The sequence below is a fragment of the Citrobacter sp. On2M genome (assembly GCF_018035235.1).
GTDB lineage: Bacteria > Pseudomonadota > Gammaproteobacteria > Enterobacterales > Enterobacteriaceae > Citrobacter > Citrobacter meridianamericanus.
On the sequence record NZ_WPCV01000003.1, the window covers coordinates 73325 to 96361 of the forward strand.

The window sequence follows — 23037 nt, forward strand, 5'->3', positions numbered from 1 at the left end:
CCTAATAAAGTTCGTGGTTGTCGCGGCGGATCGTTTCTACATTTATGCGCCCCAGCATCTTGTAATAACTCCACACGGTATAAAGCAGAACGATCGGTAAAAAAATCAGCACAATAATCAGCATGATGCTGAGCGTCATCTGGCTGGAGGTACTGTCCCACACCGTCAGGCTGGAGAGCGGATACGCGCTTGAAGGCATCACAAATGGAAACAGGGTAATGCCGGCGGTGAAGATCACGCAGGCCTGAGTCAACGAAGCAAACAAAAATCCCCACACGGCCCGATGCTGGTCGCAGGTATAGAGTGTCAGCATCGGGAAAATCATGCCCAATAGCGGGATCAACAGCAGTGAAGGTGAGTTTTCAAAGTGCCCCATCCACGCGCCCGGTGCGATCGTTACGACTTTTAATAGCGGGTTGGAAGGACCATTAGGATCCTGGTTAAGCAGCACAAAGCCGTCAATCCCCGTCCACAGCCAGTATCCGGCTAGCAGGAAACAGAGCACTACCAGCATCGCGCTGCGGCGGGTGGCAGATAACGCACGCTGGCGAAGTATGCCGTCGGTTTTCAACTGTAACCACACGCCTCCCTGCAGAATAACCAGCATCAGGCTTAATGCGCCGCACAGCAGGGCAAAAGGAGAAAGTAGCTGCCAGAAGGTACCCAGATAGTGCACATGAAGCTGTGGCGTGAAGAGAAAAGGTACCCCTAAAAACAGATTACCGAACGCCACGCCGAAGATAACCGGCGGCACCAGACTGCCGATCACCAACCCTGTGTCCCACATGGCTCGCCAGCGTGCATTGGCTATTTTTCCACGGTAATCAAAGGCCAGCGGGCGAAAAAAGAGCGCGCACAACACCAGAATCATCGCCACATAAAACCCCGAAAATGCGGCGGCATAGACCCGCGGCCAGGCTGCGAATAATGCGCCGCCCGCCAGAATGAGCCACACCTGATTACCTTCCCAGTGCGCCCCGACGCTATTGATTAGTACCCGACGTTCCTCGTCGTTGCGCGCGATCAGCGGCAACAGGCAACCAACCCCCATATCAAACCCGTCGGTGACCATAAATGCCACCAGGATGATGCCAATCAGCAGCCACCAGATGAGCCGCAACGTTTCATAATCCAACATGATTATCTCCTTTATCCCTGTTGTTGCGCCGGTTGCTGACGTTGCATCGTATCCGGGCCCAGACGCGCGTATTTCTGCATCAGGTAGACCTCTGCAATTAAGAACAAAGTGTAAAGCGTCAGGATTAGCCCCATGGAGAAGGCCAACTGGCCTGCGGTCAGCGCGGAGTGGGCGTACCAGGTTGGCAAAATATCCTGAATCGCCCACGGCTGACGGCCAAACTCCGTCATAAACCAGCCAGCTTCAATGGCAATCCACGGTAGCGGCAAGCTCCACAGCGTCATGCGCAGCACCCAGCGATGCTGGTCGATGCGCCTGCGTAAGGTTTGTATTAGCGCAATCGCCATTACCAGCAACAGCAGCGAACCGCATGCAATCATGATGCGAAAGCTCCAGAATACCGGCGCAACTTGCGGGATTGCGCCGCGTTGCGCTGCCTGATATTGCTCAGGAGTGACATGGTTCATATCAGGCGCGTAGTTTGCCAGCAGAATGCCGTAACCCAGATCTTTTTCCACGTCGTAAAACGCCTTGAGCACCTGTGGCGTACGGTTACCTTTGGCGATTTCCTGCATTAGCAGCCACGCTTCCCGACCTCGTTGCAGGCGGGGGAGAGCATCCGCCATCAGGTTTTTCAGCCCGGGAACAGGCGTGTCTAAAGAGTGCGTCGCCAGGATGCCCAGCAGAGCCGGTATCTTCACGGCAAAGGCGTTACGTTCTTGTTCTTGCTGCGGCCAGGCGATCAGATGAAAGGGGGCTGGTGCTGGCTCGGTCTGCCATTCACCTTCCATTGCTGCCAGTTTTACCGGCTGGCGTTGTGCCACCTCATAGGCTGAGCTGTCACCCAGTTGCAGGGTGCCGAGAATCGCCAACGTGCCAAAGACGGAGCCCACTGCGAAGGAGCGTTGGGCGAACTCGCGATTGCGACCTTGCAGTAGATACCAGGCGCTGATGGACATCACAAACATAGCGCCTGTGACATAACCGGACATCACGGTATGTACAAATTTCACCTGGCTGATGGGGTTAAAGACCAGCTCGCTAAAGCTGCTCATCTCCATACGCAAGGTATCAATATTAAAGTGAGCGCCGGTGGGATATTGCATCCAGCCGTTGGCGTTGAGGATCCACAGGGCCGAGATATTAGAACCAAACGCGACCAGCCAGGTGACCATCAGGTGTTGGTATTTGGTTAAGCGTTGCCAGCCGAAGAAGAACAGACCAACGAACGTCGATTCGAGGAAGAAGGCCAGCAGGGCTTCCATTGCCAGAGGCGCGCCGAAAATATCACCCACGTAGTTGGAATACAGCGACCAGTTAGTACCGAACTGAAACTCCATGGTCAGGCCGGTCGCCACGCCGAGCGCAAAGTTAATCCCAAATAACTTACCCCAGAAACGTGTCATGTCGCGGTAGACTGTTTTGCCGGTCACCACATAAATGGTTTCCATGATGGCCAGCATAAAAATCAGCCCCAACGTCAGGGGAACAAACAGAAAATGGTATAGCGCGGTCAGCGCAAACTGCCAACGCGATAAGTCAATGACGTCCCACATGCGAACTCCATCAGGCATTAGAGAGAGAATAGGTAAGGAAGAAAACGTCAGACCCGCTGCAAAAAATACGCGGGTCCGAAGAGAATGTTCAGGCCGGTGGGCCGGATGCCAGCCAGCCGCAGACTTCATCCAGGCGCTGGAGCGAGTCGCGAAGATCTTCCGGCGCAGCCTGCACCAGCTCTGGTAATGGGCAGATCTCATAACTTTCGAGCAGAAGCCCTTTCAGGGTATCCAGACAGCGCACATGCCAGACATGGCGCAGCGCCGTGGCGTCGATTTGGCTCTCGCCGTAACCGATAGTGCGGATCTGGATGCGTCCTTCGCCACATAATCGAGCAAGAAACAGGCGATCCGCATCGCTAATCGGCAGTTGGGTGAGGTTAATGCTATGGGGTTGCAAAGCCGGATCGCGCACGTGCGCCAGCAGTTCCTGTGCCAGCGTCAGGCCATTCATTAGCCCGTCCACCGGCGGGGGCAACAAGCTGTCGTCCGGCAGTGTATTGAATGTTGCCGCCAGCCACAGCGCCCGCGGCGCGCTACCTGCTTCCAGATGCTCCTCCCACAGTCCCTTGTCATTCTGACTACGTACCCGCCAGATACCGCAGAAAATCGACTCCTGAATTTCGCTCGTTCTGCCGTCAGCATGCTGGATGCGCACTGAAACTTCGCCTTCGCCGAGTAGCGTATTTAAAAACGTGAGATCGTCTGCGTTGAGCGCGGATAATTCCCACCCCAGCACGTCCTGTTTGGCCGGAATACACCTCCTGAGCTGGTGGCGCACATCGGCTAACAATCCCATTACCGCCGGACTGTGCGGGCAGTTTTCCAGGGACGCCATGCTGGGGTCGCTGTTAACCTGGCAGGTAAGGGGCAAAGGATTCATGCTGAAGCTGTCATCATTTGGCTGCGTCCCCGGCCCCAGAAGATGAAAAAAAGTGTCGCTCATCGTACGGACTCCGGCGGCATGTGTGGTTCAACTAACGGGCGCATCAGGTTAAGCAGATCGGCCCACGGGTGGATACCGCTGAGAATGCCGCGCAGTTCGCCGTGTATAAACACCAGTGTGGCTGGAAAGCGGAATACGCCAAAACGATCGCCAATCGCCTCACTGTGCTCAAGATCCGTCATGGCGATATGCCAGTCAAACTGGGGAAACTCGCGGAGCAACTCAGCAATCATCACCGGGTTATCGCTGACTTCGGGGGTCCGGCGGGGATCGCTACTGAGCAGCACCACACCGTCGCGAACGTGGGTTACCCAGTCATCCAGTTCGGAGGCGTTTAGCGGCTGCCAGCCTCGCGCTATCATACGTTGCCATAGAGTAGAAAACGGGTTGTCATTCAACATCTTGCTTATCTCTCCAGCGTTACGCGATACTGGCGAATACGCACGCCTTCATAGTTTTCCATCGACAGACATTCATAGTTCAGGCAACGCGTGTCATCGTTGGTCTGTGGCACAATCCCCCACGCAGCCAGTTGCGTAAGTGCGGCCTGCTCCGCCGCCGGAAGCTGAGCGCGGGCGATGTCGGTCAGGCTGCCGCCATAGTCGTCCAGCTGTACCGGTTGAAGTCCTACAAGGGCGATGTGCGGGGGCAAATGACCGCGAATGTCCGCCAGCGCCAGCACTTCGGAGAAACTGTTCTGGTGCAGACTCATTTTTTTGGCGCTGAGGTAACTGGGGACTTTTTCACCGGCGTAGGTTTGCAGGGTACCCGGCATGAGTCCGTAGTCGATGGCGTCCAACAGTAGCAAATGACTGGCCTGCTCAACGTAGCCCAGCAGATTCAGTCCCTGCGTGCCGCCGTCGACGATTTCAACGTATTCCGGCCAGTGATAATGGGCGTACAGGCGCTCGGCGACGCGAATGCCAAATCCTTCGTCTGCCCACAGCAGGTTGCCTAGACCCATCACGATGACGTGTGGTTCACTCATAACGCCTCCTTGTCGTGCTGACGACGGTTAAATTTGTGGCTACGGTAGCCGTTGACCATGGTGGAGATGACGGTATCGTCAGACATGATGTCCTCGCGAATCGCCATGTAGACATGACCAACAATGAAGGCCGCAATGAACCACATTCCCAGCCGATGCCAGCTGTGGATGTCGAGAGAGTTCCCGCCGGTCCAGTAGAAAAACTCCGTCACATAGCGAAAAGGGGTAAAAATGGCGTACTGGCTGTGCTCGCTGTATAAGGCGAAGCCGGTGAGGATCATAAAAACGGAGAGCAGGAAATAGCCGAACATTGCCGCCTGTGCGACGGGGTTATGGCCGATATCATTTCCCGGTTTTTTCTCCAGAAACAGATACCAGCGCACCACCGAATACGCGCCCTGCCACCAGCTACGACGCCAGACCGGCACGATAAACAGCTCGCGCGAATAGCGGTTCCCGACGAAGGCCCAGTAAATTCGACCCAGCAGGATCACCGTGAACACCATGGCGGCGGCGAAATGCACCAACCGGATGTCGCCCATATAGAACAGATATGTGGCCTCGCCGCTGACCGACGGCAGTGGTCGGCCAATGAAGTAGCCGGTCACCATCAACACCAACATGCAGCCGACCGTCAGCCAATGCCACAGGCGCACAGGTGCTTCAAACACATAGTGGCTGATAGCGGTATCACGCGCCTCCCCGGCGCGGGGGGATGTCTTTCCAGTCATCGTTCCTTTCCTCAGCGATTAGCGAACCTGGACGGCGATGAGTTCGCTGCCGTCGTCGCCGAGCACGTGTGTTGAACATGCCAGGCAGGGGTCGAAGCTGTGCAAAGTGCGCAGGATCTCCAATGGCTGATCGGGAATCGCCATTTGAGTACCCATCAATGCCGCCTCGTAAGCGCCAATTTGTCCTTTTGGATCGCGTGGGCTGGCATTCCAGGTGGTCGGCACCACGCACTGATAGAGATCGATTTTCCCGTCGCGAATCGATGCCCAGTGACCTAACGCGCCGCGCGGTGCTTCGGTAAAACCGATCCCGCGGCACTGCTGCGGCCAGCTCTCTGGCTCCCATTTTTCGGTGTTTGCGGTTGCCAGATTGCCGTTTTTCAGGTTAGTCATCAGCTTGTCGAAGAAATATTGCAGTTTGCTCACGGCCCACTGGGCTTCGTGTGCGCGACACAGAATACGCCCCAGCGTTGACTGCATACCTGACAGCGGCAGCTTGAGGGCAGACATCATGCGATCGACGGATTCAATCGTGGCGGCATCCCCTTTGTGATAGGCAATCAGCGTGCGCGCCAGTGGGCCAACTTCCATGGCATGTCCGCGCCAGCGCGGAGCTTTAATCCACGAATAGCGTTCCTGTTCGTTGAGCTGCTGAATATCAATATCGCTGCCTTTGACATCACCCGGGTTATACCAGGGTTCAGTGATCCCTTCGAACGGGTGACGGCCTAATTGATCGTCCGGATAACGGTACCAAGCATGATCGACAAACTCCTGAATTTGCTGTTGATCGGCCAGATCCACTGGCAGCACGTTTTTAAAATCACCGTTAATCACCGCACCGCCCGGCATTAGCAGACTCTTTTGGCTGAAGTCGTTAGCGATATCCGGGAACGCGCCATAGCTCAAAACGCACTTATCAGAAAGCCCGGTGCCAATCTGGCTCCAGGACTTATTGAACTGGCCAATAGCCAGTGCGTCCGGAACCATGACGTTGTTGATGAAGTCGGCGGTGCGGGTGATTATCGACTGCACCAGGTTCAGGCGTTCCATATCAACCGCACCTACCGCGCCGCGCTGATCGATATTAATCGCGCACGGCATACCGCCGACAATCCAGTTAGGATGCGGGTTCTTACCGCCGAACACCGTATGGATTTTTATGATCTCGCGCTGAAAATCGAGTGCCTCCAGATAATGGGCAAAACCCATCAGGTTAGCCTCAGGCGACAGTTTGTACTGCGGGTGACCCCAATAACCGTTGCGGAAAATCCCCAACTGACCGCCGTCGACAAATTTCTTCAGGCGATTTTGGACGTCAAAGAAGTAGCCTGGGGAGGACTTTGGCCAGGCGGAAAGGCTTTGGGCAAGTTGTGATGTGGCGCGCGGGTCTGCGTTCAGGGCATTCAGAACGTCAATCCAGTCCATTCCGGCTAACTGGTAAAAGTGTACCAGGTGATCGTGGCACCAGAGTGTGGCCAGCATAATATTGCGAATGATGTTGGCGTTGTCGGGTACCTTGATGCCAATAGCATCTTCAATGGCATACACCGATGCCAGGGCATGTACGCCGGTGCATACTCCGCAAATACGTTCGACAAACGCCCAGGCGTCACGTGGGTCGCGCCCCTGCAGAATGATTTCCAGTCCGCGGAACATGGTGCCGCAGGAAACCGCGTTGGTGATGATGTTCTGCTCATCAATGTTCACTTCACAACGCATGTGTCCTTCAATGCGGGTTATTGGGTCCACAACCAGACGGCGACCCGCATTGTTTAACGTGTATCCCTGGGTTTGATACGAATTGCTCATGCCTGGTTATCCTCTTTGTCCGGCTGCGGTTGTTCGGCTTCAGTTAATTGCTGTTTGTGGCGGTTATGTTGATTGACGGCGCTGGCAACCGCATGGACGCCGACGCTGGCCGCCACCACGCCGAGCGCGGTGAGGCCCACTGTGTCGGCGGTTGAATGGGTGCCCATCTGTGGAATATCGACCACACGGCTGTAGAACGAACCGCGATCCCAGAAGCCGTTCTCCGAACACCCCAGACAACCGTGACCGGACTGGATGGGGAAAGAAACACCGCCATTCCAGCGGGTAGTGGAGCAGGCGTTATAGGTGGTTGGCCCTTTGCAGCCCATTTTGTACAGGCAATAGCCTTTGCGGGCAGCGTCATCGTCCCAACTTTCAACGAACTCTCCAGCGTCAAAGTGGGCGCGGCGATAACATTTGTCGTGAATACGCTGACCGTAGAACATCAGCGGACGCCCCAGACGGTCGAGTTCAGGCAGTCTGTCAAACGTCACCATGTAGGTGATTATGGCGCTCATGACGTCCGGAATCGGCGGGCAGCCGGGCACTTTCACGATCGGCTTATCGGTAATCACTTTATCGATCGGAGTGGCCTGGGTTGGGTTAGGCCTCGCAGCCTGTACGCAGCCCCAGGAGGCGCAGGTGCCCCAGGCGATGATCGCGCTGGCTCCGGCGGCGGCTCTTTTCAGTTTTTCAATAAACGGTCGCCCGCCGCTAATGCAGAACATCCCTTGTTCTCCCAGCGGAGGATTACCTTCGACTGCCAGAATGTATCGGCCGTGGTAGCGGCTTAGAATATCTTCAAAAACCTCTTCGGCCTGTGTTCCGGCGGCTGCCATCAGGGTGTCGTCGTAATCAAGGGAAATCAGAGAGAGGATGACGTCTTTGGCGAGTGGATGAGAGGAGCGGATAAATGATTCGGTACAGCAGGTGCATTCCAGACCGTGGATCCAGACGACCGGGATCCGGGGTTTGTTTTCCAGCGCCCAGGCGATTCTGGGCGTCATTCCGGCTCCCAACCCTAGCGATGTTGCCGCGAGACTACAATATTTAAGAAAACTGCGTCTGCTCACGCCCTTGCGGCGCATCGCCTGATAAAAGGTCTCCTCGTTATTCGTATTCATAACACGCGTTTCTTCCCCCGTTGAGTTCTGGCGTACGCCGCCAGCGATAATCTAAAAAAGCCTATCCGATTAGCGGGGAGAAACAATGCAAAGCATGTGGTTATGTCCTATTGCGATATTTTCGTGCCTGTTATCTGTTTTTCGCTTTTTGGCAATAAAAAAACGCACAGGGGGGACCACCCTGTGCGTCGGGTTTATCGCGGAAGAACTTAAACCCCAAGGCGATCGCGTAAGCTGTAATATGCCGCTCCCATGGCGGTAAACGGAATGCGCAGGCTGCGGCCTCCCGGGAACGGGTAGTGCGGCAGTTTGGCGAACGCGTCAAAACGCTCGGCATCCCCGCGCAGTAGTTCGGAAATCAGGCGTCCGGCCAGGTGAGTACAGGTCACGCCGTGGCCGCTGTAGCCCTGCATATAGTAAATGTTGCTATCAAGACGACCGAACTGCGGCATGCGCGACAGGGTTAACAGAAAATTACCGGTCCAGCGGTAATCAATCTTTACCCCCTGCAATTGCGGGAAGGTCTTCAGCAGTTTCGGCATCACCAGACGCTCAATATCGTCCGGATCGCGGGCGCCGTAGACTACGCCACCGCCGTACAGCAGGCGGTTATCGCCGGTCAGACGGTAGTAATCCAGCAGGTAGTTACAATCTTCCACACAGTAGTTTTTCGGGATCAGCGAGCGCGCCATCTCCGCCGACAGCGGTTCGGTGGTTAACACCTGCGTGCCGCATGGCATGCTGCTTTTTGCCAGCGCAGGTTCCAGTTTGTCGCCGAGGTAGGCGTTGCCCGCGACAATCACAAAACGTGCCGTAACCTGACCTTTTTCGGTGCTAACTACCGCCGGGGTGGTGTGCTGAATACGCGTCACAGGCGATTGTTCGAAGACGCGCCCACCGTTCAGACGAATGGCGTTAGCCTCGCCAATCGCCAGGTTGAGCGGATGAATATGACCACCGCTGTGGTCGAGCAGTGCCCCGACATAACGATCGCTGCTGACTTCGCGGCGAATTTCGCTGTTGTCTAACAGTTCAAGCTGCGTATTGCCGTAGCGTTCCCAGTTCGATTTCTGCTCCTCCAGCGTTTCCATCTGCTTGTGGTTCAGAGCCACAAACAGCCCGCCAGGACGATAGTCGCAGTCGATCTGATAACGTTTGATACGTTCGCGAATGATATTGCCGCCTTCAAACATCATACTGCCAAGCATTTTAGCGGCGTCCGGGCCGTAGGTGCGTTCAATGACGTCGATATCGCGACTGTAGGAGTTTACCAACTGGCCGCCGTTGCGCCCGCTGGCCCCGAAGCCAATTCGTGCGGATTCCAGTAGCACTACGTCGTAACCCATCTCTGATAAATGTAGGGCAGAGGAGAGTCCGGTATAACCGCCGCCGACAACGCAAACATCACAGCTCACCGATTCGCTAAGGGTAGGAAACGGTTCGTACTGATTGGCGCTTGCGGCGTAATAACTGCTGGTATGTTCAGTCATGATTAAGACTCCAGGGAGATCCAGATGGTTTTTAATTCGCTAAATTTTTCCAGCGCATGCAGGGATTTATCGCGTCCGTTACCGCTTTGTTTATAGCCGCCGAATGGCACGGTCATATCACCGTCGTTATAGTTGTTCACGAAGACGGAACCGGCCTTCAGGCGGCGACTCATGCGGTGCGCGCGCGACAAATCACGGGTCCAGACTGCGGCGCCCAGACCGTAGTCGCTGTCGTTGGCCAGCGCCAGAGCTTCGGCTTCACTGCTAAAACGGGTGATGACCAGTACCGGCCCAAAGATCTCATCGCGACTGACGTGGGCTTGCGGCGCGGTGTCGACAAAAATAGTCGGGCCGATGGCCGCCGGGTGTACGTGGCTGCGGCCATCCAGCGCCAGCGTGCCTTGCGCTTCACCGTCGCGAATAAAACTGTGTACGGTGTCGGCATGCGTGTTGTCGATAAGCGTGCCCATCGTGGTTTCCGGGTCCAGCGGGTTGCCCGGCTGCCAGTTTTTCGCCTGTTCTTTTAAAAGCGCGATGAACTCGTCGGCAATACTCTCTTCCAGCAGCAGACGCGTACCGGCAATACAAACCTGGCCCTGGTTATAGAAAATACCTGCCGCGGCATTGGCGGCGGCTTTCGGCAGATCCGGGCAGTCAGCGAACACGATGTTGGCGCTTTTACCGCCGGCTTCCAGCCAGACGCGTTTCATATTGCTGTCGCCAGCGTCCTTGAGTAGTTGTTTGCCGGTGCGAGTCGATCCGGTAAAAGTGATCACATCGACATCCGGGTGCTGAGACAGCGCCTGGCCTGCTTCATGACCGTATCCGCTCACAACGCTGAGCACGCCATCGGGCAAACCTGCTTTTTTAGCCAGTGCGGCCAGGCGAATCGCGGTCAGCGGTGATTTCTCCGAAGGCTTGAGGATCACGCTGTTGCCCGCAGCCAATGCCGGACCTAGCTTCCAGCAGGCCAGCAGCAGGGGAAAATTCCACGGCACGATAGCCGCAATTACACCCACCGGCTCGCGCACAATCAGCGCCAGATCGTTTACCGAGGTGGTGGCTACTTCGCCATAGACTTTATCTATCGCTTCGGCGTACCAACGGATGGCGCGCGCTGCGCCTGGAATATCATCACGCAGGCTATGGCGGATAGGTTTACCGGTGTCGAGTGTTTCCAGTAGCGCCAGCTCCTCGTGATGCTGCTCCATTAAATCCGCGAGCGTGTGCAGTACTGCTTTGCGCTCTGCGGGTGATGCTTGCGACCAGTCCCCACGTTCAAAGACGCTGCGGGCTGCGGTGACCGCGCGGTCTACATCCGCTTTTTTGCCGCGGGCGACTTTCGCCAGTGGGCGCTGTCCTGCTGGATCCTGCGTAATAAAGGTTTCGTTATCGGCGGCTGCGCAATATTCGCCGTTGATAAATAAACGGGTTTCTGGCGAATAATGGCTGGCTTTCTCACGCCAATATTTAAGATTCTGAAAGTTCATAGCTACTCCTTTTATATCAATAAGATAAAGTTCGTTGCTGATCTATTCAGGCAAAATCAGGCTGCACGATGCCCCAGGGATGTACCCTGTTAATGCGCGTTATTTAAGAAGGCCTGAGAAACTCAGGCCGGTACTAATTAGAATGTGGTGGGAGTGTGGGCACTGATGATGCGGCAGATCCCTGCCGAGGTGTTGCTGAAGCTATGGGGTATGCCGGTGTTAATGGCATAACTTTGTCCTGCAACAAGATGATACGTTTGACCGTTGATGGTCAGTATCACTTCACCTTCCAGTATTGTGCCAATCTCTTCACCCTGATGTTTAATTCTCTCCCCGGTTGTCGTGCCTGGCTGATAGGTCTCAAACATCATTGCCAGCGTACGATTCGGATTTCCGTTGTGTACCAGCTTCATGGATACTCCCTGACTTCCGATCTCAATCAAATCCTCCTGATTGATAACCACCTGCGGTTCGTCAGGCTTTTCCGGTTCCGCGAAGAACTCGGAGAGCGACAGCCCATAGACTTTCAATAGCTTTTGCAGCGTACTGATGGCAGGACTAACTTTATCCTGCTCTATGGTGCTGATGGCGCTATGCGTTAACCCAGACAGTTCGGCGGCACGACGCTGCGAAAGACCCAATTGCTGGCGGATCTCTGACAAACGTTTACCCGGCGCCAGGCCGTCATCGCTCATAATTGCATTTCCTTAACTGTAGTAGTCAGAGTCGCTGTTTTTCAGCGAGGTGGTTCTGACAAGCGGTGATAAAACCTTCAAGTAACATACGCGACAGGGCGTATTCGCTACTGTTCCATTCCGGATGCCACTGCACGCCGAGCGCGAAAGGATGGTCTTGAACGCTGGCTGCTTCCACTAATCCGTCCTGCGAGCGTGCTTCCACGCGCAACTGCGGGCCAAGGGTTTTTGCACCCTGACCATGCAAGGAGTTAACCCAAAACGTGCTGCAACCTGGTATTAGCTGAGATAGCAATCCTCCCTGTTGAACCTGAACTTCATGAGATGGCGCATATTGCTGCTCCACCGGGAGTTCCGCATCTTCACGATGTTCCAGAAACTGTGAGTGATCGCACAGGCGACGATACAGAGTCCCGCCAGTGGCGACAACTAATTCCTGTAAGCCCCGGCAGATGGCGAAAATGGGAATGCGCCTTTCGAGCCCGGCGGTAATTAGCGCCATGCTCAGAAGATCACGCCCGGGATCGGCGTCAGACTCATCGCCATTTTCACCATAGAGGTGCGGCTGCACGTTGCTTGGGCTTCCAGGCAGGAAGATACCATCCAGTTTTGGTAACAGTGCGTTCAGTAATTCGGGTTCCGCGAGTGCATGAGGCAGCGCTATCGGTAATCCACCGGCATGTAATACCGCATTCAGGTACTTTTCTTGCAGAGTCTGGGTCTCATGACCCTTAAGCCTGTTTCTACACATCACTACACCAATAACTGGCTTGTCAAATATATTGCCCATGATCGACCTCACGTTTTGGAATAAATTATTGCCAAACGGTTCCATGTTGTGCCATTCCGTTCATTATTTTCTCAATCTAGCAGTGGAATAACCTTCTAGCAAACTTAATTTAACATTTGACAAACAATTTATTTGCATCCAGAGTCGAAGGGTGGACATTATATTTAACAGTCAAATCACAGAACAGCTTACAGGCCAACGGCGGTGAATCATGGAAACCAATATCGTAGAAGTTGAGAATTTTGTGCAGCATTCTGAAGAGAGACGAAGTAGCGCGTTTGCGCGTGAGGTTAAGCAGTATCTGGAACGCTATCCCAATACGCAGTATGTGGATGTGCTGTTAACCGATCTTAATGGGTGTTTTCGCGGTAAGCGCCTTCCGGTTGCGGGATTACATAAGTTAGAGAAAGGCTGCTATTTTCCGGCATCCGTTTTCGCGATGGATATTCTCGGCAATGTGGTCGAAGAGGCGGGATTAGGTCAGGAGCTTGGCGAGCCGGATCGGACCTGTGTACCGGTACCAGGCACATTAACCCCTTCGGCTGCCGATCCGGAATTTATTGCGCAGATGATGCTGACGATGCTGGATGAAGATGGCGCTCCCTTTGACGTTGAGCCGCGGAACGTTCTGAACCGACTCTGGCAGAAACTTCGCCAGCGCGGTCTGTTCCCCGTCGTAGCGGTAGAGCTGGAGTTCTATTTACTCGATCGTAAGCGCGATCCTGAAGGTTATCTGCAGCCGCCGTGCGCGCCGGGTACGGACGATCGTAATACTCAAAGCCAGGTTTACTCCGTTGATAACCTGAACCACTTTGCAGATGTCCTGAACGATATTGATGAACTGGCCCGTTTACAATTGATCCCGGCTGACGGTGCAGTGGCTGAAGCCTCTCCCGGGCAGTTTGAAATCAACCTCTACCATACCGATAACGTGCTCGACGCCTGCGACGACGCGCTGGCACTGAAACGCCTGGTACGGCTGGTGGCGGAGAAACACAAGATGCATGCCACGTTTATGGCAAAACCTTATGAGGAGCATGCAGGGAGCGGGATGCATATCCACATCAGCATTATGAATAATAAAGGCGAGAACGTACTGGCCGATGCGAATGGCGATGATTCTGCGTTACTTAAGCGTGCGCTTGCCGGGATGATTGATCTGATGCCTGCGTCAATGGCGCTGTTGGCGCCGAATGTGAACTCTTATCGCCGCTTCCAGCCGGGGATGTATGTTCCAACCCAGGCTTCCTGGGGGCATAACAATCGTACGGTGGCGCTGCGCATTCCTTGCGGCGATCGTGATAACCATCGGGTTGAATATCGCGTGGCGGGGGCGGATGCCAATCCGTATCTGGTAATGTCGACCATTCTGGCCGGGATCCTTCACGGTCTGGATAACGATCTGCCGTTGCAGGAAGAGGTGGAAGGTAACGGCCTGGAACAGGAAGGGTTACCGTTTCCTATCCGTCAGAGCGATGCGCTGTGGGAGTTTATGCAAAACGATCGCTTGCGCGAATTACTTGGTGAACGTTTTAGCCACGTATACCACGCCTGTAAAAACGATGAGCTGATCCAGTTTGAACGCCTGATTACCGACACGGAAATTGAGTGGATGTTGAAAAACGCCTGACTACCCTGCAGGCCATTTAAAAAGAAGTCGCATCATGCGGGCTGAGCGGAGCCAGCCCGTCAAAATTGCAGGACTACCTGCCATTTCCCGGATGTCGCGTAATGGAGCGCGGGCGACAACGGGTCTTCAGATAACCGACAGAGTTTGTGACGAGGAAATGTGATGATGCCAATGTTTAAAAACCCGCCCCGCGTGAGCATCCATGGCTCCCGCAGTAATTACGGACCACTTTTGTACCGTATGACATTAACATCTTATTTTTGGCGGTTCGCCCCGACACGACCCCGATCTGCTGTACCCACGTTTCGAACGCAGATCTGGGCGCGTAGCGGGGAGGAAAGCTATGTCGACTAATTCTTCTGCGGATCTCGCAGCCCAGCCAGGCAAAGCACAGCTGCGCAAATCTCTCAAGCTGTGGCAGGTGGTGGTGATGGGGCTGGCTTACCTCACGCCGATGACGGTGTTTGATACCTTTGGCATTGTTTCAGGTATCAGTAATGGTCATGTTCCGGCGTCCTACCTGCTGGCTCTGGCGGGTGTACTGTTTACCGCCATCAGTTACGGCAAGCTGGTACGCCAGTTTCCACAAGCCGGTTCGGCTTACACCTATGCGCAAAAAGCGATCAACCCGCATGTAGGGTTTATGGTTGGCTGGTCGTCACTGCTTGATTATCTTTTCCTGCCGATGATTAACGTTCTGCTGGCGAAAATTTACCTTTCCGCGCTGTTCCCGGGGGTTGCGCCATGGATTTGGGTGGTGGTGTTCGTGGCGATCCTCACCGCGGCAAATTTGAAAAGCGTTAATTTGGTGGCGAACTTTAATGCACTGTTTGTACTGGTGCAGGTCGCGATAATTGTGGTATTCATTTTCCTTGTGGTGCAGGGGCTGCATAAAGGCGAAGGGGTCGGCACCGTCTGGTCGCTGCAACCGTTTGTCAGTCAGAATGCGCATCTGATCCCGATTATTACCGGGGCGACCATCGTCTGCTTTTCGTTTCTCGGTTTTGATGCGGTGACGACGCTTTCAGAAGAGACGCCAGATGCCGCACGCACTATCCCGAAAGCCATTTTTCTCACCGCGCTGTACGGCGGACTGATCTTCATTGCCGCCTCGTTCTTTATGCAGTTGTTCTTCCCGGACATTAGTCGATTTAAAGATCCGGATGCAGCGCTGCCGGAGATTGCGTTGTACGTCGGCGGCAAACTGTTCCAGTCTATTTTTCTGTGTACCACCTTTGTGAATACGCTGGCATCCGGTCTGGCGTCGCATGCCAGCGTTTCGCGTCTGCTGTACGTGATGGGCCGCGATAATGTCTTTCCGGAGAAGTACTTCGGTTATGTCCATCCTAAATGGCGCACGCCTGCGCTGAACGTCATTATGGTCGGGATTGTGGCACTCTCGGCGCTGTTTTTTGACCTGGTGACCGCCACGGCGTTGATTAACTTTGGCGCGCTGGTGGCCTTTACGTTCGTTAATCTTTCCGTGTTTAACCACTTCTGGCGTCGTGAAGGACGTAAGCATACCTGGCAGGAAAAGTTGCACTATCTGGTACTGCCGATGGTCGGCGCTGCTACCGTTGCCGTACTGTGGGTGAACCTGGAGGTGACATCGCTGACGCTTGGGCTGGTGTGGGCCGGGCTAGGGCTGATTTATCTCGCGTACCTGACCGGACGCTTTCGCAAACCGCCGCCGCAGTTTGACGCTGCGAAATCTGAGCGCGCCTGGGAGTGATAGAAATAACATTCAGCTAAATGTCCCTTCGGGCGTAAACCACAGGGCGTGCCGTCAGGGACGCCCTCAGCTGTAAAAAGAGTTCGGGCCTCGTAAATTCTTCGTAGAGAGGTATGGCACCAGGTTGGATAAGCTTTTAATGCCACCCTTTTTCTCTTCGAGGTTCATATGCCAAAGCATATTGATTTAGCACAAGTCAAAGCGATGAAAGTGGTTAATTATGCCACGTTGCGTGAAACGCTAAAATCAGGTGACCTTTTTTTCGCCTCCGGAGACTACCTGGTATCAAAAGCAATTGAAAAGGTGACGGATTCGCCATGGAGCCATGTGGGGATTGTTTTTGTTTTACCGCAAATAGATCGCGTGTTGCTCCTGGAAAGCGTGGAAGATATGGGGGTACGACTCGCTCCATTATCAAAATATCTATCTGATTATGATGATATTGGAAAACCTTATAAAGGCCGGGCTGTTCTTGCTCGATATGATACGTTGGCTAAATCTGCCGTTGAGCAAATAGCCGCTTTTGGTCTTAATGAGCTAACCCGCCCATATGATAAAGAAGAAATAGCACGCATCCTTGCGAGGATCGCACTTGGGAAAGGAAAAGCGAAAAAGGACAGGGAGTACATTTGCTCTGAACTCGTCTACGCTTGCTTCAACAATGCCGGAGTTAACATTGCATATAATCCGAAAGGATTTATTAGCCCTGAGGATGTATGGCAGGATTCTCATATTTCTTTGATAAATAGAATATTGTAAAGGCCGCCATTATTCAGAATAGTATCTAATAGTGGTGCAATCACGGCATCATTACAGAGATTAAAATGGGTTCAGCCGGCGGTGAATCATCACATGCCTATATCGGAGGGACAAGGATAACTACTTTCAGACGTCGGGTGACGGTGTTTTCTGCTGTATTTATTAATGCCGTGAGACGTGTGGGCTATAGTAAAGGAGGCCGTTATTTCTCATCATTAATAACCGGGAGTAGGGGATACGAATGAAGAAGATACTGATGCTGGTCGGGGATTATGTCGAAGATTATGAAACGATGGTGCCTTTTCAGGCGTTGCAAATGCTGGGCCATCGTGTTGATGCCGTCTGTCCGGATAAAAGTCAGGGTGATTACGTTCAAACTGCTATTCATGATTTTGATGGGGCGCAGACCTACAGTGAAAAGCCCGGGCATCGTTTCACGTTGAACGCGAATTTCTCTGACGCGCGGGCGGTAGATTACGACGCGCTGCTAATCCCCGGTGGGCGAGCACCAGAATATCTCCGACTCAATCCGGATGTCATTAAACTGGTGCAAGATTTCAATGCTGCTGATAAACCCATCGCTGCGGTTTGTCATGGACCTCAGCTGTTAGCTGCTGCGGGGGTGTTAGAAAATCGGACCTGTAGCGCCTATCCGGCTTGTGCGCCAGAAGTTCGTTTGAGCGGCGGACATTACGCAGATATTGGCATTGATCAGGCCCACGTTGATGGCAATCTGATTACCGCACCTGCATGGCCAGCGCATCCGCAATGGCTGGCTAAATTTGTGGAAGTATTAATGAAGTAAGCGATGAGAACGTCGGTATAACCCGTCCGGCTATACCGACTGCGCATATTACCTCTGCATGAGGGCGAACACGCCCCAACCAATGTATTCCCGGGTGAAGGCAACGTGGCGTTCTGGTGAACTTCTCAGTTGCTCTGTAACTTCTGGGGCAAATTCATCCTCCGGGTTTGCCTCCAGCCACCGGCGCATCGTCAGCCACTTTGCCGCCTCGTATCTGTCCCAACCTTCCTGGTCAGCCAGTACCATTTCAACCATGTCGTAACCGAGCAGGCCGAAAGACGAAACGAGTTCAGGCAGAGAAAGAAAATCAGCCATCGCAGTAGCGCCGCAGGCCTGGGCAATCTTCTCCGTTGCGGGGATCTGACGCCAGTACGGTTCGCCGATGAGCATGATCCCGCCTGGTTTGAGGCTCTGCTTCAATTGTTGGACCGTTCCGGCGACGCCACCGCCAATCCAGGTCGCGCCAATGCAGGCGGCGATATCAAATTTTTCTTCGGCAATATACCCCGTTGCATCGGCATGAATAAAACGCACGTGCTCAGTGACGCCCAACTCCCTGGAGCGCAGGGTAGCTTGCTCACTGAACAGCAGACTCATGTCGATACCCAAGCCGGAAATACCGTGATCGCGTGCCCAGGTGCACAACATCTCACCCGAACCGCTACCGAGATCCAGAATGCGGGTGCCCGGGGGCATCCGTAAAACCCGACCTAACGTAGCGTATTTCTGCGCGGTAAACGGGTTATGGATGCGATGTGCGCTTTCGCTGATAGTAAAAATCTTCGGGATATCCATTTCTCTCTCCTTAGCGATTATCCAGTTGGGCGCGAACGTTATTCAGCCCGGTAGTATTGATACGGTAGGGCTGACCATTGACGGATTTGATCAGTTTTTTGGTTCTGAGCTTTTTGAATACGTCAAGGGTACAGTCGCAGAGCAGCAGCCCTTCGCGGCTATAGCATTCGACAGAAGTTACGCGGCCTGAGGCATCACGGACGTGAGCAATACGGCCACCTTTGGCGAGAACGTGTAAAGTACGTTGTTCCTGACGGGATAAATTCATACTGGAAAACCTGTTTAATCATCATGTGCAAAACGTGCAAACACACAACGGTGTCCGCATTCGAATTCGGCGCATTGATAACCAGTCCGGCCTGAAAAGGTCGGGAAGCTGATTATCAGATGATTACATTCTCCAGCATCAAAGCCTCGGGTTGAGTTGAAAGGTATTTACCTGCTGAATCATACCAGCAAGGAACTTCAGGGGAAAACCCCTTTTGGAGTAAGTGTGATCTGTAACGAGAAATTGTATTTCTTTTATTTACTAACTTTTTAATTTTCGTTAAGTGAAAACGCATTGATTCATTAAAGTAATTTAATGTTCCATTATCACCAGTAACGTTATCGGTAGCCATGCAGCATTGTTGCTTTTATCCGTATTACATCATTGATTAGTTTGATTTAATCTTCTTGTTGGTTGTTTAAACACTTTGATAAATACTCCTGTATTATAATTGTAGCTTTAAATCAAATTTTCAATTTGATGGTTTTGGGAATTTTCTTAACGTGGCTAAGTGTGTATACTCGATCCTGCAAGAAGCTCTTCTGTTATCATTAAAACTATAAGTATGTCCTTGACACCCGTATTGCCTCTGCCCTGAATCTCTTCTCAGGGGAGAGGTTTTTTTTGCCTGGGTGTTATTTGGTTAATTACCATAAATAGAAACCTAAATATTAATGTTATTAATATTTAAGTTTTGTTTTCTTAATTATGACGATGCTGTTTTGTCGAAGTCTACGGCTGTGTTGTAATCGTATTACTCTGAAGCTATTTCGTACTGAAATAGTATAAATGTAACTATGTTTGTATGGGTATTATATAGTTTTTCTTATAACTGCCTTTTTTTCAGTGTGATAGAAGTTTTTTGCTTTTGAGGTAATTGTGATTTTGTTCACGGATTTTAGTGTGCTAAGTGGCTATTTGTAGAGAGGTGCAAACGGTTGCATGTAGCTGATACAGTATTTGTTCATTAAAAAAATATAGCGATAGTATGTCTTGTGCCAATACAGAACACAGTAATCTAAATGATTTCTATTATCTCTTAGGTTAGGCATACTGTTTATGACTTCTGTTAGCTTCACGCCATGGGAAATAGCAGTAAAAACAGACAGGGAATATGATTTTATCAATCAGAAAGGAGTTTTATAATCACAGGTATAATTACTGGCCTTTTTTATCTTCCTTTACATAAATCGTTGTCGTAATGCCCATAAAATCAGCGTTCCAGGATGAACGCTGATTTTATTTGGTTTCAGATAATTCAACCCGCGCTGCATGCCGAACACCTCTCGCAGTACCTCGTAAATGACAAATTAAAGGATCTCCAGGAATGGATATTGTTGAACGTTTTATTAACTACACGAAAATCAATACCACGACGTCACGGGAAAACGGCGCTAATGGGATAATGCCTTCTTCTCCCGGTCAAATGGAACTGGCAAAACTGCTTGCAGCAGAACTTGAAGCATTAGGAATGGAAAACATTAAGGTCAGGGATACCGCTATTGTGACGGCAACCCTACCAGCAAATACCGACGACACAATTCCGGTCGTCTCCTTTTTTGGTCATCTGGATACCAGTGCGGAACAAACCGCAGACACCAAAGCACAGCGCCTGCATTATCTCGGTGGGGATTTATGCCTGAACAAAGCGCTGAATATTTACCTGCGCGAAAGTGAATTCCCGGAACTGAAAAATTATATCGGTGATGACCTGCTGGTGACCGACGGGACCAGTCTGTTAGGTGCTGATGATAAAGCCGCCATCGCTGCGATCATGAATGCTCTTGCGTATCTGGTCGCTCACCCGGAGATTAAACATGGGCCGGTAAAAGTGGGGTTTGTCCCGGATGAGGAGCAGGGCTTGCGTGGCGCAAAAGCGTTTGATGTTGCCACGTTTGGCGCTGATTTTGGCTATACCCTGGACTGCTGCGGTATCGGTGAGTTTGTTTACGAGAACTGGAATGCGGGTGATGCGGAAATCATCTTTACCGGCCAGTCCGCACACCCAATGTCGGCCAAAGGTAAGCTGAAGAACTCGCTGCTGATGGCGCATAAGTTTATTTCCATGCTACCCGGGGGAGAAGCGCCTGAGTATACGGAAGGGCGCGAAGGTTATTACTGGGTAAAACAGCTGCAGGGGAACAGTGCCCGCACGGTACTTAAGCTGGATATCCGCGATTTCAGTGAAGAAGGTTATAAGGCACGGATGGCGTTTATCCGCCAGCTTGCCGTCAGCACCTGTGCGCTGTGGGGAGAAAACAGCGTGGTCTGTCATTTAGCCGATCGTTATCAGAATGTGTTTAATAGCCTACAGGGTGATGCGCGTTATCCGATTGATATTGCATTACGCGCTTATCAGAAATGCGGCATAACGCCAGCCCCTGTCGCCATGCGTGGCGGATATGATGGTGCCGTGTTGTCGCAGAAAGGGTTGCCATGCCCAAATATTTTCACCGGTGCTCATAACTTCCATTCAATTTATGAGTATTTGCCGGTGCGTTCCCTTCGGGCTGCCAGTGATGTTGTGGTGGCTGTCATTGAGGAAACTTATGCTGAGTTCGCGCAGCGGGGAACCCAGCCATGATTCAGGTGTTAATAGCGCTACTGGTTATCGTGGTGGTCGCGCGTCTGATTCTGAAAGGTTATCGCGCTGAGCCCGTACTATTCATTGCAGGCTTAGTCCTGATGATTTGCACCGCGTTAACCGGATGGGGTTCCGTATTACCGAAGGGCGTTGCCAGTACGGGAATTTCATTTCTCGATCCTTTTGAGGTGATGCGCGATCTCTTCAGCACGCGCGCCGCCGATCTCGGTCTGATGATCATGGCGTTAATGGGATTTGCGCATTACATGGATCATATCGGCGCAAATGAAGCGGTCGTGCGTGTCGTCACGAAACCCTTACGGGCGCTGCGTTCACCCTATGTGCTGCTCTTTTTCTCCTACCTGCTCGCCAGCCTTCTGCAACTGGCCATTCCTTCAGCAACCGGGCTTGCCGTATTGCTGATGGGGACGATGTTCCCCATTATGCTGGGATTAGGCCTCTCAGCAGCCTCAGCTGCCGGGGTCATTGCGACTTCGCTTGGCGTGGCATACACCCCGACGGCAATCGATGCTATCAGGGGGTCTAAAGCGGTGAACATGGATGTGGTGGAATATGTTGTCTACCACCAGGGACCCGCCGCGCTGGCTACGGTTCTGGTCGTCGGGGTATGTCATTTTTTCTGGCAGCGGCATTGCGACCGTAAAGCAGGGACGTTACCGCGGGAAATAGGGAGCGCTGAGGTGACTGACTCAGGAAAAGCCCCTGCTTTTTACGCACTGCTCCCCATGCTTCCGATACTGATGGCTGTGGGATCATCCGAAATGTTCGTCAGGGGGATTAACCTGAATATCATCACTATTGTCCTTATTTCAATGACCATTTGTATGCTGATTGAATGGATTCGAGTGCGTGATTTAAAGTCGGTATGCGAAGGGTTCAGCCATTTCCTCAAAGGAATGGGGACCGCGTTTACCGGTGTGGTTGGACTGCTAGTTGCTGCAGGGGTTTTTGCTCACGGCATCAAAGTAATCGGTGCGATCGATCAACTCATTCTGATGGCAGAACACGTGGGATTACCGCCGTTTGCTATGGCGGTGGTGTTTGCGCTGGTGACGCTGGCCGCGGCTATCATTATGGGCTCGGGGAATGCACCATTCCTCGCCTTTGTTGAGCTCATTCCGCAAATCGCCGCCAGCATGGGCGCTAACGCCGTTGCTATGATCCTGCCGATGCAGCAGGCGTCGCATATGGGCCGGGCAATTTCGCCGGTTTCCGGCGTGGTGATTGCCGTTTCCAGTGGGGCGAAAATAACCCCATTCGATGTGGTGAAGCGTACTGCCGTACCGTTGATTGTGGGGTTTGTGACTCACACCCTGATCATCGGTATTTTCTATTAACGGTATCTGAGACAAGCCAACCTCCTGTGCATCGACTCGGGGGGGGGCTTTTTTGTATTGGACGAAATTAAAAGCGTTAATATTACTGATACCTCTTTAAAAAAAACGGCCTGTGGCCGCGAGGCTATCCGTTGCGTTGCGTAGGCAAAAATGTGATTTCATCAGGATATTTAAAGTCTGTTTTGTGTTGAAAGGGGGGATTTCCTGGAATGTCAGGCGGAACATGCCAGGATATTTCCTCAAATCAGCAATTTTTGAAATTTTATGATAATCATATTGCTAACGAAAGGCGGAGTTGATAACTGGTAAGTATTATTAGTTTTTGTCTTTATTATATAATTCTTAT

At 52.5% G+C, this 23037-nt stretch carries 21 protein-coding genes; 6 read left to right on the forward strand and 15 right to left on the reverse strand.

Annotation, left to right across the window (positions count from 1 at the left end):
- Nucleotide 1: 1 nt before the first annotated feature.
- The 12 genes from appB to puuD form a co-directional block, all read right to left on the reverse strand.
- Nucleotides 2-1138, reverse strand: a complete 1137-nt coding sequence (appB, locus tag On2M_RS08955) for a cytochrome d ubiquinol oxidase subunit II (RefSeq protein ID WP_151224807.1) — start codon at nt 1136-1138, stop codon at nt 2-4.
- Between the two features lie 11 nt (nt 1139-1149).
- Nucleotides 1150-2694, reverse strand: coding sequence for a cytochrome bd-II oxidase subunit 1 (gene appC / locus On2M_RS08960; RefSeq protein WP_210904681.1), 1545 nt, complete (start codon nt 2692-2694; stop codon nt 1150-1152).
- An 88-nt stretch (nt 2695-2782) separates the two neighbouring features.
- Nucleotides 2783-3640, reverse strand: a complete 858-nt coding sequence (locus tag On2M_RS08965; RefSeq protein WP_210904682.1) for a hydrogenase expression/formation protein — start codon at nt 3638-3640, stop codon at nt 2783-2785.
- A complete protein-coding gene (gene hyaE, locus On2M_RS08970) occupies nt 3637-4041 on the reverse strand; it encodes a hydrogenase-1 operon protein HyaE (RefSeq protein ID WP_151224810.1) in 405 nt (134 codons plus the stop codon). Before hyaE ends, On2M_RS08965 begins: the two co-directional genes overlap by 4 nt.
- Nucleotides 4042-4046: 5 nt before the next feature.
- Nucleotides 4047-4628, reverse strand: a complete 582-nt coding sequence (hyaD, locus tag On2M_RS08975; RefSeq protein WP_151218535.1) for a hydrogenase 1 maturation protease — start codon at nt 4626-4628, stop codon at nt 4047-4049.
- Nucleotides 4625-5359, reverse strand: a complete 735-nt coding sequence (gene hyaC, locus On2M_RS08980; RefSeq protein WP_151218536.1) for a Ni/Fe-hydrogenase b-type cytochrome subunit — start codon at nt 5357-5359, stop codon at nt 4625-4627. The genes hyaD and hyaC overlap by 4 nt, the downstream gene beginning before the upstream one ends.
- A gap of 18 nt (nt 5360-5377) precedes the next feature.
- On the reverse strand, nt 5378-7171 hold the full coding sequence (gene hyaB / locus On2M_RS08985; RefSeq protein WP_151224812.1) for a Ni/Fe-hydrogenase large subunit: 1794 nt from the start codon (nt 7169-7171) through the stop codon (nt 5378-5380).
- Nucleotides 7168-8295, reverse strand: coding sequence for a hydrogenase 1 small subunit (gene hyaA / locus On2M_RS08990; protein ID WP_151218537.1), 1128 nt, complete (start codon nt 8293-8295; stop codon nt 7168-7170). Before hyaA ends, hyaB begins: the two co-directional genes overlap by 4 nt.
- Before the next feature lie 209 nt (nt 8296-8504).
- Complete coding sequence (locus tag On2M_RS08995) at nt 8505-9785, reverse strand: FAD-binding oxidoreductase (protein ID WP_210904683.1); 1281 nt, start codon at nt 9783-9785, stop codon at nt 8505-8507.
- A gap of 2 nt (nt 9786-9787) precedes the next feature.
- On the reverse strand, nt 9788-11275 hold the full coding sequence (gene puuC / locus On2M_RS09000) for an aldehyde dehydrogenase PuuC (protein ID WP_210904684.1): 1488 nt from the start codon (nt 11273-11275) through the stop codon (nt 9788-9790).
- 137 nt (nt 11276-11412) lie between these two features.
- The gene (gene puuR, locus On2M_RS09005; RefSeq protein ID WP_006685847.1) at nt 11413-11970 is read right to left on the reverse strand and encodes an HTH-type transcriptional regulator PuuR; all 558 of its coding nucleotides are present in this window, start codon (nt 11968-11970) and stop codon (nt 11413-11415) included.
- Nucleotides 11971-11995: 25 nt separating this feature from the next.
- A complete protein-coding gene (puuD, locus tag On2M_RS09010; RefSeq protein WP_151218540.1) occupies nt 11996-12760 on the reverse strand; it encodes a gamma-glutamyl-gamma-aminobutyrate hydrolase in 765 nt (254 codons plus the stop codon).
- 211 nt (nt 12761-12971) lie between these two features.
- On the opposite strand from puuD, the gene On2M_RS09015 reads away from it, so the two are divergent.
- From On2M_RS09015 to On2M_RS09030, 4 genes are all read left to right on the forward strand, one after another.
- The gene (locus On2M_RS09015; RefSeq protein ID WP_151218541.1) at nt 12972-14390 is read left to right on the forward strand and encodes a glutamine synthetase family protein; all 1419 of its coding nucleotides are present in this window, start codon (nt 12972-12974) and stop codon (nt 14388-14390) included.
- Nucleotides 14391-14733: 343 nt separating this feature from the next.
- The gene (locus On2M_RS09020; protein ID WP_151224814.1) at nt 14734-16122 is read left to right on the forward strand and encodes an APC family permease; all 1389 of its coding nucleotides are present in this window, start codon (nt 14734-14736) and stop codon (nt 16120-16122) included.
- 168 nt (nt 16123-16290) lie between these two features.
- Complete coding sequence (locus tag On2M_RS09025) at nt 16291-16881, forward strand: YiiX/YebB-like N1pC/P60 family cysteine hydrolase (protein ID WP_151218543.1); 591 nt, start codon at nt 16291-16293, stop codon at nt 16879-16881.
- A gap of 241 nt (nt 16882-17122) precedes the next feature.
- Complete coding sequence (locus On2M_RS09030) at nt 17123-17686, forward strand: DJ-1/PfpI family protein (RefSeq protein ID WP_151218544.1); 564 nt, start codon at nt 17123-17125, stop codon at nt 17684-17686.
- Nucleotides 17687-17734: 48 nt separating this feature from the next.
- On the opposite strand, the gene On2M_RS09035 is transcribed toward On2M_RS09030, so the two are convergent.
- The 3 genes from On2M_RS09035 to On2M_RS09045 form a co-directional block, all read right to left on the reverse strand.
- On the reverse strand, nt 17735-18481 hold the full coding sequence (locus tag On2M_RS09035; RefSeq protein ID WP_210904685.1) for a class I SAM-dependent methyltransferase: 747 nt from the start codon (nt 18479-18481) through the stop codon (nt 17735-17737).
- A 10-nt stretch (nt 18482-18491) separates the two neighbouring features.
- Nucleotides 18492-18749, reverse strand: a complete 258-nt coding sequence (locus On2M_RS09040; RefSeq protein ID WP_003021255.1) for a YjhX family toxin — start codon at nt 18747-18749, stop codon at nt 18492-18494.
- A gap of 115 nt (nt 18750-18864) precedes the next feature.
- A complete protein-coding gene (locus On2M_RS09045; protein ID WP_210904686.1) occupies nt 18865-19101 on the reverse strand; it encodes a hypothetical protein in 237 nt (78 codons plus the stop codon).
- Nucleotides 19102-20076: 975 nt separating this feature from the next.
- On the opposite strand from On2M_RS09045, the gene pepT reads away from it, so the two are divergent.
- Together pepT and dcuC are read left to right on the forward strand one after the other, a co-directional pair.
- On the forward strand, nt 20077-21333 hold the full coding sequence (gene pepT / locus On2M_RS09050; RefSeq protein WP_210904687.1) for a peptidase T: 1257 nt from the start codon (nt 20077-20079) through the stop codon (nt 21331-21333).
- On the forward strand, nt 21330-22691 hold the full coding sequence (dcuC, locus tag On2M_RS09055; RefSeq protein ID WP_151218547.1) for a C4-dicarboxylate transporter DcuC: 1362 nt from the start codon (nt 21330-21332) through the stop codon (nt 22689-22691). The genes pepT and dcuC overlap by 4 nt, the downstream gene beginning before the upstream one ends.
- The last annotated feature ends 346 nt before the right edge of the window (nt 22692-23037 follow it).